At 38.2% G+C, this 17344-nt stretch carries 10 protein-coding genes; 4 read left to right on the top strand and 6 right to left on the bottom strand.

What is annotated here, in order from left to right; genetic code table 11:
• Positions 1 to 528: 528 nt before the first annotated feature.
• Together EGI24_RS19095 and EGI24_RS19090 are read right to left on the bottom strand one after the other, a co-directional pair.
• Positions 529 to 1803, bottom strand: coding sequence for a nucleotide sugar dehydrogenase (locus EGI24_RS19095; RefSeq protein ID WP_255050177.1), 1275 nt, complete (start codon positions 1801 to 1803; stop codon positions 529 to 531).
• 40 nt (positions 1804 to 1843) lie between these two features.
• Complete coding sequence (locus EGI24_RS19090; RefSeq protein WP_255050176.1) at positions 1844 to 2620, bottom strand: hypothetical protein; 777 nt, start codon at positions 2618 to 2620, stop codon at positions 1844 to 1846.
• 147 nt (positions 2621 to 2767) lie between these two features.
• On the opposite strand from EGI24_RS19090, the gene EGI24_RS19085 reads away from it, so the two are divergent.
• On the top strand, positions 2768 to 3211 hold the full coding sequence (locus tag EGI24_RS19085) for a peptidylprolyl isomerase (protein WP_255050175.1): 444 nt from the start codon (positions 2768 to 2770) through the stop codon (positions 3209 to 3211).
• Positions 3212 to 3873: 662 nt separating this feature from the next.
• Here the strand turns inward: EGI24_RS19085 and EGI24_RS19080 are convergent.
• The 3 genes from EGI24_RS19080 to EGI24_RS19070 all read right to left on the bottom strand — a co-directional run bounded on the left by EGI24_RS19080 (position 3874) and on the right by EGI24_RS19070 (position 9971).
• Entirely contained in the window at positions 3874 to 5673 is a 1800-nt protein-coding gene (locus EGI24_RS19080) for an acyl-CoA dehydrogenase family protein (RefSeq protein ID WP_255050174.1), read from the bottom strand.
• Between the two features lie 286 nt (positions 5674 to 5959).
• Entirely contained in the window at positions 5960 to 9301 is a 3342-nt protein-coding gene (locus EGI24_RS19075) for a two-component regulator propeller domain-containing protein (protein ID WP_255050173.1), read from the bottom strand.
• Positions 9302 to 9329: 28 nt separating this feature from the next.
• Entirely contained in the window at positions 9330 to 9971 is a 642-nt protein-coding gene (locus EGI24_RS19070) for a response regulator transcription factor (RefSeq protein ID WP_255050171.1), read from the bottom strand.
• Between the two features lie 152 nt (positions 9972 to 10123).
• Here EGI24_RS19070 and EGI24_RS19065 point away from each other — a divergent pair, with 152 nt between their 5' ends.
• From EGI24_RS19065 to EGI24_RS19055, 3 genes are read left to right on the top strand one after another with little or no spacing between them, the layout of a single operon-like run.
• A complete protein-coding gene (locus EGI24_RS19065) occupies positions 10124 to 10441 on the top strand; it encodes a LytTR family DNA-binding domain-containing protein (protein WP_255050170.1) in 318 nt (105 codons plus the stop codon).
• 44 nt (positions 10442 to 10485) lie between these two features.
• Positions 10486 to 13452 carry a LamG-like jellyroll fold domain-containing protein gene (locus EGI24_RS19060; protein ID WP_255050169.1) on the top strand — a complete coding sequence of 989 codons (2967 nt, stop codon included), beginning with the start codon at positions 10486 to 10488 and terminating at the stop codon, positions 13450 to 13452.
• A 41-nt stretch (positions 13453 to 13493) separates the two neighbouring features.
• Complete coding sequence (locus tag EGI24_RS19055) at positions 13494 to 16100, top strand: LamG-like jellyroll fold domain-containing protein (RefSeq protein ID WP_255050168.1); 2607 nt, start codon at positions 13494 to 13496, stop codon at positions 16098 to 16100.
• On the opposite strand, the gene EGI24_RS19050 is transcribed toward EGI24_RS19055, so the two are convergent.
• Positions 16097 to 17344 (bottom strand): TlpA disulfide reductase family protein (locus EGI24_RS19050; RefSeq protein ID WP_310586106.1); only part of this gene is annotated, 1248 nt, incomplete at its 5' end. The two genes, EGI24_RS19055 and EGI24_RS19050, sit on opposite strands and share 4 nt — an antisense overlap.

Raw genomic sequence — 17344 nt, 5'->3', positions numbered from 1 at the left:
CTAAATGCTTTTAATAAACTTAATGTTAAAAACTTCCTCAATGGTGATGCATTAAGATAGCCAGCTATTCCACAAAAAGATACAAAGGTTCAAATACTCAGTGTCACTCCATGCAAAACTCTTAATTCTCTGTGGTAAAAATAGTCCCTCAATAATTAAACATCAAGAATTTAAGTGCATCAAAAATCTGAATGTTCTTAATATCTTAATGCACTTCATGTTAAAAAAAATAGCCTCAAATGTTTAACATTAAGAGAATTAAGGGCATTCAGGAATCAAAATATCTAAATGCTTTTAATAAACTTAATGTTAAAAACTTCCTCAATGGTGATGCATTAAGATAGCCTGCTATTCCACAAAAGACACAAGGATTCAAATACTCAGTGCCCCTCCGTGCATAACTCTGAGCACTCTGTGGTAAAAATAGTTTCTCAATTTAAGGAATCTATATATCGCAATACATTTGATGTTAAAAAAACAAAGTAAAAAATCTATAATCTCTATGTGCCTATGTGTTTAAGAAAAAGGCTACAACCTAGCATCCACCAAAGACTTATCCAGCGTGCTTTTGACATCAAATAACACATGACTCTCAGCAGCAAAATCTGCGATATTAAGCGTTTCGAAAGCTTGGTGGTTGACGGCGTGGATAATCAAATCGTACTTTTGATTCAATACGGGTGTAAGACCAATACCATACTCATGTTGCACTTCTTCGTTGTCGGCCCAAGGATCGTAGAGGTCAGTTTTAATCCCGAAGTCTTTAAGCTCTTTATAGATGTCTATCACTTTGGTATTGCGGATATCTGGACAGTTTTCTTTGAAGGTAAAGCCCAAAATCAATGCTTTGGAATCCTTCACGTTGATGCCTTTGCTGATCATCAATTTCACCACTTTGTTGGCAACAAAAACACCCATGTTGTCATTGATACGCCTTCCAGAACCAATCAGAGCAGGATAATAACCCAGTTGCTCCGATTTGTAGAGCATATAGTAGGGATCAACTCCAATGCAATGCCCACCTACAAGGCCTGGCTGAAACTTGAGGAAATTCCATTTGGTACCCGCGGCTTTGAGCACCTCAGTCGTATCTAAATTCATTTTCTCGAAAATAAGGGCCAGCTCATTCACAAAAGAAATATTGACATCTCTTTGACAGTTTTCGATGAGTTTGGCCGCCTCCGCCACCTTGATAGAAGGGGCTTGATAAGTACCTGCTTCTATGATACTCCCATACAAATCATTGACAAATTCCCCGATTGCAGGTGTAGAGCCAGAAGTGATTTTTAGGATTTTGGTCAGCGTGTTTTTTTTATCCCCTGGATTGATTCTTTCAGGAGAATAACCACAGAAAAAATCTTGGTTAAATTTCAGTCCACTGTGTTTTTCTAAAACAGGTACGCAATCGTCTTCTGTGCAGCCAGGGTAAACCGTGCTTTCATAAATAACTACATCTCCTTTTTTAAGAACTTCCCCGATGGTCATTGAAACCGAAATTAATGGCTTTAAATCGGGTTTTTTATAGGCATCAATGGGCGTAGGAACCGTAACAATAAATACTGTTGAAAATGGAAGCAACTCAAAATTCTTGATATCGGAAGTAAAACTTAAAAGTTTGGCACTTTGGATTTCATCAGGAGTTTGCTCAAGTGTTTTATCTAGACCTTTGTTTAATTCCGCAATTCGTTGCTTGTTTATATCAAAACCAATCGTGGGATATTTTTTTCCAAATTCAACTGCTAGTGGTAGTCCAACATATCCCAAACCACATATCACAATTTGCAAATCCTCTTTAATAGACATTTCTAAGTATTGTTCTTATAATTTGTCCAAAATTAGTGAATTATCCCAACAAATTACCCAAAAGTATGAATAACCAAAAAGCTAAGCTGCTTATAAGGAGGGTGAGCCAATACCTTTTTCTTTCTTTTTTCTTTTCTTTTATGTCCAGCTGTTTCCATTTTTTAATGAAACCCTTTCTAAAAATCTTTAATAAGAAATAAATACCCGAACCCAATACGCCTTGGCCAAGCAATAACACCAAAATGGCCACCACACCATAACCAGAACAGGCCAAACTACAGGCCATGACTGCTATAAAATAAGTGAGTATCAAGCTCAACAAAAATAAAAGAAAATAGACCACTCGCTTGCCTGTGTCTTTGGTGGTTTCGGTTTGAATTTCAGCATTCACTTTTTGTTTTTCAAGTGCTTTTTGAATTAAAAAATGGGTGGTTGAGTCTATATTTTTGTGGTGCTCGGTAGCAGAAAGCTGGATATTTCTAGCTGGATTTTCTAAGCTGTTGAGGTGAGCTCCAAATGCTAAACTAAGGACAAAAGTGCTGAGAAAAACTAACACATTATATCGCAGCATCGGTCCAAATTTGTGTATTTTGTCCAAATTGTTGTACAAAAGACTAAATCGCTTTTGCAAAGTAATAATTATGGAAAAAATCAAAATACAAACTATAGTGAGTTCATCACTGGAGATAGATGGAAACCATCCCCTACCTATTTTTATGCCTAAGAAAATTTGGAGAAACTGAAAAAGAATAATTAAACCAACGCTTAAAACTATATTTTTGGAGGCCCACTTTGAGATTTTCAGGTTGAGTTCCATTTTGGTTTTGGATGATTAATGATGGAAAATAATATTCAACCAAATATAAGAAATATTTTGGGCTTTTATTCTTGTTTTTGAAGTAGCCTTAAATGTGGGAATCCAATTTTAAGAATTACTTTTGCACAAAACTAAATAAAATATACTATGCGTAAAGCAGAAATGATAACAGACAAGGGTACGATGTTGATCGAATTTTATGATACCGATGCCCCTATTGCAGTACAGAACTTTATAGATTTATCTAAAAAAGGATTCTACGATGGTTTGATTTTCCACAGAGTTATTCCAAACTTTATGGTACAAGGAGGCGATCCTGATGGTACAGGTGGCGGCGGCCCAGGATACTCCATTCCATGCGAATTGACAGGAGAATTGCAATACCACGACAAAGGCGTGTTATCGATGGCCCACAGAGGTAGAAACACGGGAGGTTCACAGTTCTTTATCTGTCACAACAGAACCAATACCCAGCATTTAGACAGAAACCATACTTGTTTTGGAAAAGTGGTGGAAGGTCTTGAGGTGGTAGATTTGATTCGTCAAGGAGATAAAATACAGAAGATTACGATTATTGAAGAAGTAGCGTGAATCGGCTCCGCTCAGCCACCGGGTTGAGCTTTGATTAGACACTGGGTTGAGCTACGTTAAGCTTGCTTTTCGGCTACGTTCACTGAGCGGAGTCGAAGTGAAAAGAGTATACTAAAGCGACAAAGCACTTCGGCTGCGTTCACTGAGCGGAGTCGAAGTGAAAAGCGTATTCTAAAGCGACAAAGCAATTCGGCTACGTTCACTGAGCGGAGCCGAAGTGAAAAGCGTATTCCAAAGCGACAAAGCACTTCGGCTAGGTTCACTGAGCGGAGTCGAAGTGAAAAGCGTATTCTAAAGCGACAAAGTACTTTGGCTCCGTTCACTGAGCGGAGCCGAAGTGAAGATTCAAAGCACAAATAAAAAACCAGCCCTAAATAATATAAGGCTGGTTTATTGGTTTTTAATTGTTGATTCTAAGCCAAAATATTTGAATTCTAATGCGTGGAGCATCTGTGGCTTCGGCTCCGCTCAGCCACCGGATCTGGTTCCTCTCGGCCACCGGATCTGGTTCCTCTCGGCCACCGGATATGGTTCCACTCAGCCACCGGATCTGGTTCCTCTCGGCCACCGGATATGGTTCCACTCAGCCACCGGATCTAGCTTCCCTCAGACACCGAATCTGGCTCCGCTTAGCCACTATCCATGTTCCAACATTAGACGATTTAAAATATATACTTGTTTTCAGCTAAAAGTGCATCTGCGACTCTTCTTCTTGCATCTCTTGTGTTCAATGGGTCTATTTTTGTAAAGCGTTTCAAGCCCATGAGCATTACTCTTAGCTCATCGCCTTCGGCAAAAGATTGAATGGCTTCACGGCCAGCTTGATTGCATTTCATCACGGCATCTTGTAAATACACCAAGGCCATATCTTTCTGAAGCGAAACCGCTTCCTCGCCTTTCATTCCAATGAGTTTTTCAACTCTCAATAAAGCCGATTCAGCAGCATAAACTTCTGTTATCATATCGGCCACATTCATCAATATTTCTTGCTCATGCGAAAGTTTCATCATAAATTTCTGAACTGCCGCCCCTGCAATCATCAATGCCGCTTTTTTCATGTTTTTGATTACTTTCTTCTCCGCAGCAAACATCACATCATCGTCATTTGAGCTAAAATCTGGAATAGAAAGAATTTCTTTGCCCACAGCTGTAGCTGGTCCTAACAAATCCAATTCGCCTTTCATGGCTCTTTTGAGGTACATGTCCAATATCAACATACGGTTGATTTCGTTGGTACCCTCAAATATCCTATTGATTCTAGAATCTCTGTAAGCTCTTTCCATTGGAGCATCTGCAGAATAACCCATGCCACCATAAACTTGCAATCCTTCGTCTGTCACATAGTCTAATACCTCAGACCCATGTACTTTAAGAATTGCACATTCTATGGCATATTGTTCTAAGGCTTTCAATTTTGCTTCAGCATCATTCATTCCACCTTCAATAAATGTAGCGATAAGGTCGTCAATATTTTGACCTGCTCTATAACTAGCCGACTCGCTCACCCAAATCTTAGTGGCCATTTGACCCAACTTATGTTTGATTGCTCCGAATCTACCTATAGAAATACCAAATTGCTTACGCTCGTTGGCGTAATTAATAGCGTGGTTTAAAACACCTTTAGAACCTCCTACTGCGGCAATACCCAATTTGATACGGCCGATGTTCAAGATATTTACCGCAATCTTAAATCCGTTTTCACGGTTAGAAAGCATATTTTCTATAGGCACCAAACAGTCATTAAAAAATACTTGGCGGGTGTCAGAACCTTTGATACCGAGTTTTTTCTCAGGCTCGTTCATCGTGATACCCCCAAAACCCTTCTCTACTATGAAGGCGGTTAGATTTTTATCTTCTCCGATTTTGGCAAAAACGATAAATATATCGGCAAAACCACCGTTGGTGATCCACATTTTTGTGCCATTGATTTTATAGTGTTTTCCATCAGCAGTAAGTTCTGCTTTTGATTTTCCACCGTTGGCATCTGAGCCAAAATCTGGCTCTGTCAAGCAGTAAGCTGCTTTCCAAACACCTGAGGCCAAATTTGGAAGATATTTTAGTTTTTGTTCCTCGTTTCCATAATATAAAATAGGCAAAGTACCGATACCAGTGTGGGCAGATTGAGCAACAGAAAAGGAATGACCTGCACCCAAAACCTCTGCTACTAGCATAGAAGTGTTGAAGTTCATACCAAAGCCACCGTATTCTTCAGGAACAGCTGTGCCTAAAAGACCCAATTCACCGGCTTTATCCATCAATGAAGATATAAGGTCAGGAGATTTGGCATAGTCTATTTCATCTAAAATAGGCCAGATTTCAGTTTTCAAAAAATCTCTACAAGTATCAGCAATCATTTGCTGCTCCTCGTTAAATTCTTCACGGATGAATATCTGATCAGCGGTAGAGTCTTTAATCAAAAACTCTCCTCCTTTTAGTGCTTCTTTTTCTGCTACGATTGACATGTCTGTAATGTTATTTAAAGGTCAAAAGAATAGTATGCAAGCATACTGTTTGCAAAGTAATAAAATAAAATATTGTTATGCAAGCATACTATTATTTTTTATTTAAAAATTTGATTTACTTTGGATGATTCTCACGGAGATTGGAACATAACTTAAACCAACAGTTGGCTGCCACGTATTATAATGGCAAGGATTGACAATGACCTTAGTTCCAATCCGTATAAATTGGGCCAATAAGAGGTATATAGTTTCAAAAAAAATATTACTGCTTTTTAAAAGATAAAACCTACTTTATGTACTTATCTAACATAATAGTGAAGCCCTCTTTGGTTTCGACTTTCAGATTAAATCCAATATTCTTAGCTCGCATCTTCATGTTGCTCAGCCCAGTACCTTCAGATTTCCCAGTTGACTTAAATGTGCCGTTGTCGCTAATTTTCAAGTGAAAATTGCTTTTTTCTTGCTTGAAATAAATTTCTACCTGTGTGGCGTTAGAATGTTTGCAAATGTTAGTAACAGCTTCTTTGAAAATCAAATAAATATTTTGACGTTTTTCAGGGTTAATAAAACGCTTGGAGTCATCTATTTCGGTTTTGAAAACATGATTTATCTGTTTAAGATGAAAGCTCTTCTCAGCAAACTCCCTCATTTTATCCACCAAATTTTCGTATTTGTCTTTTCTAGAATCTATGGCCCAAACGGTGTCTCGCATGCGTTCCATAGCATCTTGGCTCATCTGGCTAAGTTCCAAAAGATGGTCTTTCAGTTGATCCTTGGCATTGAAGGCCAACATCTGAGATTGCATGGCCAAGCCAGATAAAATAGAACCCACATCATCATGCAAATCAGAAGAAATTTTTGTTCGTATGATTTCTAAAGATTTTATTCGTTTTAGGCCCTGTTCCACTCTGATTTGAATGAGCCAATAAATCAAAGCTCCAATTATAAACAAATACAATAAATAAGCCCACCAAGTTTTCCAAATTGGAGGTTCGATTTTGAATTTATAAGAAACTGCCTCGCTCCAATTGCCTCCGCCATTGCTGGCTTTAACTTTGAAAATATAATCGCCATCGGGAAGGTTTCCATAAATGGCCTCAGAATGGCTAGACGGAACGCCCCAGGTTTTATCCAAGCCTTCCAACATATATTGATAACTCAGTTTGGAAGGCGTATTTACATTGATGCCTGCAAACTCTATACTTAGATAGTTATGATTGTGGGCCAATCTAAGTCCCAAGGGTAAGGAATTCCATTTTGATAATTCTTCAAAATCGAACTGACCAACAGTAAATCCATTCTTTAAAATGTAGGAAGTGTCTTTTTGCCAATTGATGATTTCATTAAAAAGCTTGATTTTGGTAATTTCTACTGTTGGTTTCTCGATTTCTAAGGATTCTTGGTACGGGTCAAAAATAGTCAATCTGTCCACCATAGGCAGCCAAATTTTACCCAAAGAATCTTCCAAAATATCAAACCTCCCTGCTCCAAAGCCCAAATAGCCTTGCTCCGAAGTGTAATTTCGAAAAATCGGCAATTTAGAAAGCGGTTTCTTGGAGGCTAATAGTTCTACAGATTCTGCCGTAAGTTTGCTTAAACCTTGTCGTGTATTAAACCAAATGTTGCCTTTTTTATCTTTTAATATACCAAAAGCTGTGTTGTTACTCAGTCCATCTTTTTCGGTAAAATTTATAAATGTTTTATTCTTTAGATTCAAGTAGGTGATGCCCTCAGCCAAGGTACTAAACCAAAAATTACCGTGTTTATCCTCAACGATACTTTCAACTACACCAAATTTAAAGCCTTCTTTTTCAGTAAAATTGGTCAGATATCTTTCACCAGTATCCAGCCGAGCAACGCCATTAAAAGTACAAAACCACATATTACCCCCACTATCTTGCCAAATCCGGACCACTTGACTATGTGGAAGACCTTGTTTGGGTGAGAAATGGATTCTCGAATTATCTCTTTTGTTTATTTTAATTACCTCCCCTTTCTCTCTAGAACTGTACCAAATATTGCCGCCACTATCCTCAAAAATACAGACCACATAAGAGCCACTTTCTCTAAAGTGAGTAAAAGTTTTTCTGTCTTTATTTAACCTAAACATATTGGAATAAACCGTCCCAAACCAAATATTATCATCTCTATCCTCTAAAATACTAATTATATTTTCATTGCTTAATCCCTCTTTTACAGTATAGTTTGTGATTCTTTTTTGACTGAAATCCATTTTTGAAACTCCTCCATCATAGGCACCCACCCAAATATTTTTTTGGTGGTCGGCAATTACTGAGCTAATTTGAAAACCTACCAAACCGTCCTTTTGGCTAAGGTTTTTTACCAATTTTGTGTACTTAATCAAGCCATTGTCTGTTCCGAACCAAAGGTTATTGTTTTTATCTGTGATACTTGCCCATGCTTGGGTATCAGGCAATCCTTGTGACTGAGAAATAGAGGAAATGGACATTCTGTCTTTGTCAATATGATAATAACCTCCGGGCTGCCCGCCAAACCAAACAGAATTGTTTTTATCAATAGCCATTTTACTTGCGTAGCCTAACAATTCTCCTGTATAGTGATGAAAATGGGTTCCGTCAAACCGACTAACTCCAGTCCACATAGACAACCAGAGATGCCCTTCCCTATCCATCTTGAGGTCATTAACTGTCACGTAAGTTAAACCTTCGTAATATCCATATTTAGAGAAGCTTTTTGTATCGTACTTAAAAAGGCCATGCTCTTGGGTGCCAAACCAGATATTACCCCTTTTGTCCACAACCATGCATAAAATATTGGATGATAAACCTTGTTTGAGACCAAAATGACTGAATGTTTTGCGTTCTTTATCTAACATACAAGCACCTCCACCTGAGGTACCTAACCAAATATTCCCATTTTTATCTTCAATGATAGATTCAATTACATTGCTACTAAGGCCTTCCTTGGTTGTATAGTTTGTAAAATATTTCCCATCAAATTTAGTAAGGCCATCTCTAAAACCCAGCCAAATATTGCCGGCGTGATCTTCAAGACCACAAAGAAAGAAATTGTCTACCAACCCTTCTTTTCGGCTGTAATTTTCGAAAGTATGACCATTGAACTTAGATATTCCATTGAAACTTCCCAACCAGATATTCCCTTTCTTGTCTTGAAATAAGTTGTGAACTTGACTTTCGATTAGACCCTCATTCATGCCATATATCAACAGATTAAATGGGTTGTAATCTAGGCTATGAGGTTCTTTGGCTAGATTGATTTTGGGTGCTCCAGCGAGTGTAGGTTTATGGACGGCTGGGCGGATCGTTGGTTTTAAAACTGAATCCTGTCCAATGATATAAACTGTGGGTTGTCCAGCTTTTACGGTTTTCCAGTTAATAGGTCTTGTAAGATTGGTCATTAGCGTTTCAGAAGGTTTACCAACTGGAACGTTTTCTGTTTTGCCTAAAGGAGTAATTTCAGGCATTGGCATGGTGTCCAAAGAAATCACACGGCCATTGGCAGGCATTATTTTTAAACCTGCAGTAGCATCGGTAGATTTTTGTTTTTGCGTACACGAAAAAAGTAGTTGGCCAAAGACAATTACTAAAAGCAATTTTGAATTTCTAAGTTTAAATATTTTCTTCAATTTTCAGCAAGTTGTTTTTAGGTAAATTTTAGCCAATATGTCCTTTCATATATTTTGTAATCGCCTCCGTTTTGTTGTTGACATGCAATACTTTATACATTTTTTTTATATGCGATCTCACGGTCTCTATGGATATAAATAAATCCTCTGAAATAGCCTGATAACTTTTACCATCAACCAGTTTCTGTAGAATCTCTTTTTGCCTATCTGACAAGATGGTAGCCTTACTTACCCTGCCACCCATCAGATGATTGATGATTTCACGGGCGATGGTGGGAGACATGTAAGAACCTCCTTTGACCACAATCCTGATGGCCTCCACTATTTCTGAAAGACTGGCTTTTTTGGAAACATACGAACATGCACCCGAACAAAGAGCTTTTAAAATGATGTCTTCTTCTTCATAATTTGAAAGAATGATAATATTCAACGAAGGCATTTTTTCTAATAAAATGGGAAGGGCATCTAAGCCAGAAATACCCGGTAAACCTATGTCTAACAATAATATATCGGTAGTTCGCTTTGGATTAGCCTCAAAATCTAACAGAAAAGATTCTACAGAGCTGTGTATCATAGAAAGCTCAAATTCCTCATGGAATCCGATAAACTTCGACACATTTTCTCTGATGACTTTATTGTCTTCTATTAAACTTATTCTGGTCTTTTCCATGGCTTTCTTTTATACAAAAATAGAAAGAATACAATTGAAAACCTATCACCCTGTCAGGTGATAATCAAGCAGTAAGAAAAATAAAATTCACCTTGTAGGGTGATTTTTTTAGATAATATTTATAAAGAATTTTGTTGGATAACAATGATGCTATGAAAACACCCAAAATACTAAAAAATCTGAGCCAAGAAAGTATATGTTACCTTGAGTCCTCTATAAACTATACCTTATTCTTTCTCAAAGATGGCCGAAGTATGGTTTCGGGCTACAATATTAAAGTTTATGAAGCTCTTTTTGAAGATATGGATTTCATTAAAGTTAATCGTTCGAAATTGATTAATGTGGCGTTTATTAAAAAAACACTTTGCGTGGACAACACCTACTCAGTAATCCTACAAAATGGAGACGAGATAAATATAGCACGGAGGAGGGTCAATAAGATAAGGGATTTGTATCCGATGATGTTTTAAGAAATTCAATTGTATAAAATTCATACTTTTTATTAACCCAAAAAATGAAAAAAATATTCCTTCTAATTGTTTTTATTGCCACAATTCAATCTACAGAAGCCAAGTATTACTTTGTTTCGAGCCAACTCAGCGGAAGCAAAGAAGTACCAGCCAACAACTCGGTAGGAACTGGCCAGATATTTGGTGTTTTAGACGATGTAACAGGTCAATTTTCTTATACGATAGTTTATAACGGACTCAGTTCTGCAGTAAATATTTCGCTCATACAGGAAGGAGCAGAGGGACGAACTGGTCCGGGTATATTCACAATAACACCAACGATAAACCCAATTACGGGTATTATTGTTCTTTCATCCCAAAACGTCTTAGATTTACTTGAAAACAAACTCTATTTATCGATAAAAACGGTCAACTTTCCAACAGGTGAAGTTCGCGGACAATTGGGCGGTGTGGAGATATTTGAAGAGGCCACGAAGATGGACTTTTTCAATTTGAAAAAATATGCATTCACTGATAAGGATTTTACAGGCGGATTACAACAAATTCCTTATGTAAGAAAAGGGCCAAACCCCAACAACCCTTTTGTATATGTGGCTAGTGCTGCCACTGGCATTTACAATGATGGTAATGCGATGTCAACCCTAGGAACAAATGATCAAATTTTAATCGAAATTAAGACACCCAATGTACGTATGTTTGCCGCCGATTGCTTTGTAAGTGATTTGACAGGTCAAGCGGTAGGTGGTGATGTTTTCGTTGCTGCCTTTACGAGTCAAGGCAGGTTTGTGCAGATGGTGGCCAACGAAACTAATCGATTTATTGGCCTCAAAACCTTTTCTGAAAACGAATACATTATTCAAGTGTTAATCACTAAAGCCAGTACTGGCAACTACGTAACATTAGATAATTTGGTATTGGCTGAAAGCTATGACCACAATCTGGCACTTGATTTTGACGGAATCAACGATAATGTATATCTACCCAATTCAATAGGCAATTTCAACTTCAACGACGAGTTCACGGTAGAGTTTTGGATGCAAGCTGGGGAACAACTTCATAATGAGCCCTACAGCGATATAGTGGATAAGTTCATCGCTAACCAACCTTATCCGTTTTTGATCCAATTGGGCAATACTACCAACCCTGGGGCCATTAAAATTTCGAGAAAAGACGGTAGTAATACCACAAGTTTTACATTTACCGAACAAAATATGAAAGACGGCCTTTGGCATCATATAGCCTTTGTAAGGGGAAGTGCCGAATTCAAAATTTATATAGACGGCTATTTTCGTGGAGGAATTTCAGACCTTAGCAACACCAGTACCCAAAATAATTCGTCGATCTTCTTAGGAGGAGGAGCACAAACCTATAATTTTTTTAAAGGAAAAATAGACGAATTTAGGGTGTGGGCTAAAGCCAAAACAGGTTCCGAAATATTAAATGAAATGTATTGTAAAAACCCTCAAAATACGAATTTACAAGCATTTTTGAGTTTTGACCAAGGAGAACCTGCAGGAAATAATACCAGTATAGGTATGGTTAAAAATAGTGCAAATGAAGCTTTGCCCGGCACTATTTCTAGTTTTGCAAAATCAGGAAGCACTTCAAATTTTGTAGTTGGACAAATAAGGTATATTGACGCCAGCATAACAGTAGAAAATCAAGATGGTAAAAAATGGGAAACTGCCTATCCAAATCTACCCGCTTTACTAAGCGAATATACCAGCACCTGCAACGACCTGGCCGAAGTATGGGTAGCCAATGGTGTATATAGGCCAGGCTCTTCTACATCAGATAGGGGCAATGCCTTTGAGATACCCGCTGGCATGAAGCTTTTTGGCGGCTTTGCAGGTGGTGAAACCAGTATTTTGGACCGTGATCCATCGAAAATACATACGGACAATTTGAGTGTACTGAGTGGTGATTCAAACAACGACGACAGCCCGATGAATTTCGGCATCAACAAAGCGGACAATAGCTATACGGTGGTAAAACTTCTAAATGACAGCAATGTACTTATCGATGGCTTTGAAATATCAGGTGGATACTATGATGTATCAGGGAATTCTGGCTTTGGGGCGGGTGGCATCACCGCCTTTTCTTCAAGTCCCACTTTTAAAAACCTAAGGATAGTGGGCAATTTTGGTCCAACGGGTGGCGTACTTACCAACAATGTCGATGCATTGTATGAAAACTGTACTTTAAGCGGCAATAAATCCACCTTTAAAATTAGTGCGTTGTGGATAAGGACAGATAATGCTATACATGTTTCCAAGTTTTATAATTGCATGTTTTCAGGAAATCATGCCTCTGGTTCCTCTTTTCCATCTACTATTTACAACAGGGCCGATGGTTTCTCCGCTGTATCAAATCCTGAATTTTACAATTGCAATATCGTAAACAACGTTGGGTTGGGCTTCGACGAAGATGGGTCAACCACAAATCCTGAATTCAGTAATTCAGTAATTTATGGTAATTCAGTAAGTGGAATAAGGCATGCCTCCAACAATGGTTCACCGACCCTTAAATATAGTTTAGTGCAAAACCTCAATCCTGCAGCTAATGGTAACTTGGATGGAACCACGGTAAATCCTAATTTTGAGAACCCCTTGGCTCATAACTCCGCTCCTACGGTGTTAGGTGACTACCGACTCAAATGGTGCTCAAAGCTAATAGATGCGGGCAACATTTACCCTCTTCCTGGCAAAGACCTCGGAAGTAACCCTCGTTTTTTTGGCCCAAATCCAGACATAGGAGCATTTGAATATTTGGGCAATGCACCAACAAACGATCCAACGATAGATTTTGGCACCAACACTTTGGATGTTCCATACGGTGTGGGTATGAGCTCTACGCACATTATTTCGGCAAATAAAATTTGGGCACCTGGCGGGACTATAATTTTTCGAGCTCCTAATTCTATTACGCTAAATCCCGGCTTCGAAGCCAAAGGACTGGGGCAGTTTTTTGAGGCTAAAATATTACCCAATGTGGGGTGTGTGAACAATTAAATTTTCTCTAAGATATAAAAGTAACAAACTTCAAAATAGCCATGACGAAGAATTTAGTTTTTGTTTTCATATTAACATTCTCAATAATAGCCAAAGGCCAGATAACTTCTTACACCTCGGCTACCATGCAGGATTTTTACGCTTTGGGTGGTTTTTCTTATACCGAACTTGACTTCCCAACGGCTGTAACCCTTTTACCGAATCCTTATGTAAGGTCTGGGCCTTCGCCTAATAATGACTTCACTTTTGTGGCGTCCTCACCTTTAGGGCTAGTGGGCAATTTCGGTAGATTAACAAGCAATGCCTCCGGTCAATCCATCACATTAGCATTTAAAGGTAGTAACGTAAGAAAAATGAGGGCTTTTGTTCGCCCTGAAGATGGAAATGGCATTCCTCAGGATGGCGTTTCCATAAATATTATAGCTGTATCAAATTTGGGTAATGTTAGCAATGTAAACTTAACTTATTCGGCAATAAACGCTTCTGTAGGATTTAAGGTAAATAACCCCAACGAATACTTAACTGCTGTAATTTTTGCTGCTCCTTCTAATATTGGTCGTTTCACTACATTAGACAATATCATGATTGGGGACGATACACCACAAAACGTAGCCCTCGATTTTGATGGCATTAATGACCACGTAGAAATTCCATCAACAGTAGGCAATTTTACTTCTGGACAAGATTTTACGGTAACTTGCTGGGTAAGAGTTTCATCAACTGAAAATCAGGCCAACTTAACTAATACTGATAATGATATATTGGAAAAATGGGATGGAACTAGTAACAGTTATCCGTTTGTTATTCGCTACCTCAACGAACACATTGATAATCAAAATGCTGGAAACGTTGGTAAAATAAAGGTTGCTCGGTATGACGGCACCAACAACCCAAGCATAACCTCGGGTATTTCTATCAAAGATGGCAAATGGCATCATATAGCATTTATTAGGAGGGCCGGGGTTCTTCAGCTGCGTGTCGACGGAGTTTCTGACGGCAGCATAAGCGATAATACCAATCAAACCCAAAATAATTCTTTGTTATACATTGGCAGTCGGGGAAATATAAATCATTTCAAAGGTGAAATAGATGAGGTCAGGATTTGGTCGGTCGGAAAAACAAACACCGAGAGTAACGAAGAAAGATTTTGTAAAACCCCTAATACAGCCAATCTGCAAGCTGCCTACAACTTTAGTGAAGGCGTGCCTCATGGCAATAATTCCATACTCATTACCAAGGTAAATAGCCTAGTAAATAATAATACGAACTCTGGCACTTTGAGCAATTTTGCTAATGTTGGAGATGTTTCCAATTTTGTAAATGGTCAAATTATATATGTAGATGCGTTTGGTTTAAGTCCAGGTCCAATTGGCTACACATGGCCAAGTGCCTTTAAGAATATCGCCGATGGTTTGGCCTTATTGCCCACTGCCTATACCTGTGATGACCTATTATTTGAAATGCATGTGGCCAGAGGAACCTACAAACCTCACCAAACTTCGACTACCCTATCGCATAATTTTCCAAAAGGATTAAAAGTATATGGTGGTTTTAGTTCTACAGAGAAGAGCATAAATTATAGAAATATGGCCTTGATTCATACCACAAATAGCAGTGTACTTTCGGGCGATTTAACTGACAACGATACGCCTTTCAATTTTGATGCAACTCGCAATACAAATTCTCAGATAGTAGTAAAGATTGACGCAAATAATGTAGTTCTTGATGGATTTACAATTAAAGGTGGTTCTGACCATGGATTGCGAATTCAAAACAGTAATGCCATTTTAAAAAATTTGAGAATAGTCGATAACGGTTCTCCACTATCCAACAATACTTTTGGAGCTATAGCAATAAATAACTCAACGCCTTTTATTCGTAATACTAAAATAAGCGGAAACGGCACTTCTGGAATCCAACTAGTCGATTCCAATGCTGAAATTACCAATAGCCTGATAAGCAACAATATGTTCGATGGAATTCTGCAAGCACAATTTACATTTAATCTAAGCAATCAATTGAGACTAGTAAATTGTACCATTGCAGCCAATGGTAATTACGGAATTAATAGCTCTACAGGTTTCGGGGGTTCAATAACTAACAACCTTAGCAATACGATTCTATTTTATAATAATAATTATATATTATCAAATGGAGCTGTAACCAATCTTATTTCAAATAGTTTGGTGCAAAGTGTTACTGGCGGTTTAAATAATTTAAATGGTACTATCGTGGTACCACATTTTAGAAACCCTGTGCTTTTTTCGGTAGTGACTGATGGAGGAGATTATCGCCTTAAATGGTGTAGCCTTGCCATCAATGCTGGCACCAACACAGGCATCAGCCCTTTAGATTTAGACCTTAAACGTAGAAATTTCGAAAACATAGCTGACATAGGAGCGTATGAGTTTTTGGGCAATATGCCTTCGCAAGTCAATAACAGCACTATCACAGGTACCATAGACTCCCCGACTTACACCGGAGGAGCGATACAGACCATAACTAGCGATGCCAAAATCCAAGCACCCGGAGGAGCCATAGATTTCAAAGCACCAAACAGTATTACCTTAAATCCAGGCTTCGAGGCAAGAGGAGTCGGGAACTATTTTCAGGCACAGATTGGTGCGAATGAAACTTGTGTGAATTAAGACTCCTTCTCCAACTTCTCCACAAACCTTGTAAACTCTTCCACAAACTTATTATAATATTCGCCAGTACCTGGGCCGCTAAAGCCTGTATGTATTTGGCGGACAACACCCTTTTTGTCAATAATGATGGTAGTAGGGAAACTGATGATTTTGTTCAACATCGGCAGTTTGTCTGAAGCGTCGGCTTTGTCGTTTTTGCCAGCTAAGAGTATGGGATAAGTAACGCCAAATCTTGTTTTAAGTCTTTGTATTTTAGGATTTACAAAAGCAGGCTCCAAGGATTTTTCGAAAGCTAGTCCAATTATTTCGACTGAAGGATTTTTCTTTTTGAAATCGGCCAAGAAACGGGTCTCATCCATACAGTTTGGACACCACGAGCCTAATATTTGGACTATGGTAACGCTGTTTTTGTATCGCTCATCTTTGATAGAAATCTTTTTACCAGTTTCGTCAGGAAAACTGAAGTCTATACTTGTGAAACCCGGTTTTAAGTAAGTCAGGCTGTTGGCATCTGGCAAAGCTGCTTGGTCATTTTTTATACCCGACCATTTTTCTGTTCCTTTCAAACTATAGCAAAATGTGCCTCCCGTTAGGCTATCTCCAATTATTTTAGCAGTGAACAAAAATGTATGATTTCCATCAAAACAAGTCAGTTTCAGACTATCACCTACCACGTTTCCATCCAGGTAGCGATAGTCTCCAGTTGTAGTGAGAAATGTACCTTTTACTTTATTATCTTTTTGTTCGAAAATACCCACTGCTTCATAGGTACTTTTTCCATCATCAAAAATTATTGAATATTTATTTGCCAAAGATGCGTTCGATTTGCCATTCTCAAATCTAAATTCTTGTCCAAACTTTGCCGTAAAAGCTCCTTCTCTGTTGTCTAAATTGGCCATTTTTTTACGAAATATCCCATTCATGGTTTCTCCTTCCACTTTTGCAATTATTTCAGCATCAAAGAGTTCCATCTTCAAATGCAAGGAGTCATTTTCAAAATATAAAGTATCAAATGCCAATTTTTCATCTGCATTTATAGCAAAGGCTCGGTTTTTTTCTACTTGAATATGAAATGGCAAAACGCCAGCAATAGTAGGCACTTCAGCTCGCCAAAGACCAGTTTTTAGCTCAGGTTTGCTTTTACAAGAGAATAACAGCGAGACACTCGCAAGTAGAATTAATAATTTTTTCATCAATGATTTTCTTTGGTTTACAAAGAAATGCAGAAAACTCGAAAAATGCTT

Source organism: Lacihabitans sp. CS3-21 (assembly GCF_024343675.1).
Lineage (GTDB): Bacteria > Bacteroidota > Bacteroidia > Cytophagales > Spirosomataceae > Leadbetterella.
This window is presented reverse-complemented; position numbering and strand designations above follow the sequence as displayed.

Bases quoted from the DNA above. Each gene is read 5' to 3' on its own strand.
- EGI24_RS19095 (WP_255050177.1), bottom strand. From the start codon at position 1,803: ATGTCTATTAAAGAGGATTTGCAAATTGTGATATGTGGTTTGGGATAT.
- EGI24_RS19090 (WP_255050176.1), bottom strand. From the start codon at position 2,620: ATGGAACTCAACCTGAAAATCTCAAAGTGGGCCTCCAAAAATATAGTT.
- EGI24_RS19085 (WP_255050175.1), top strand. From the start codon at position 2,768: ATGCGTAAAGCAGAAATGATAACAGACAAGGGTACGATGTTGATCGAA.
- EGI24_RS19080 (WP_255050174.1), bottom strand. From the start codon at position 5,673: ATGTCAATCGTAGCAGAAAAAGAAGCACTAAAAGGAGGAGAGTTTTTG.
- EGI24_RS19070 (WP_255050171.1), bottom strand. From the start codon at position 9,971: ATGGAAAAGACCAGAATAAGTTTAATAGAAGACAATAAAGTCATCAGA.
- EGI24_RS19065 (WP_255050170.1), top strand. From the start codon at position 10,124: ATGAAAACACCCAAAATACTAAAAAATCTGAGCCAAGAAAGTATATGT.
- EGI24_RS19060 (WP_255050169.1), top strand. From the start codon at position 10,486: ATGAAAAAAATATTCCTTCTAATTGTTTTTATTGCCACAATTCAATCT.
- EGI24_RS19055 (WP_255050168.1), top strand. From the start codon at position 13,494: ATGACGAAGAATTTAGTTTTTGTTTTCATATTAACATTCTCAATAATA.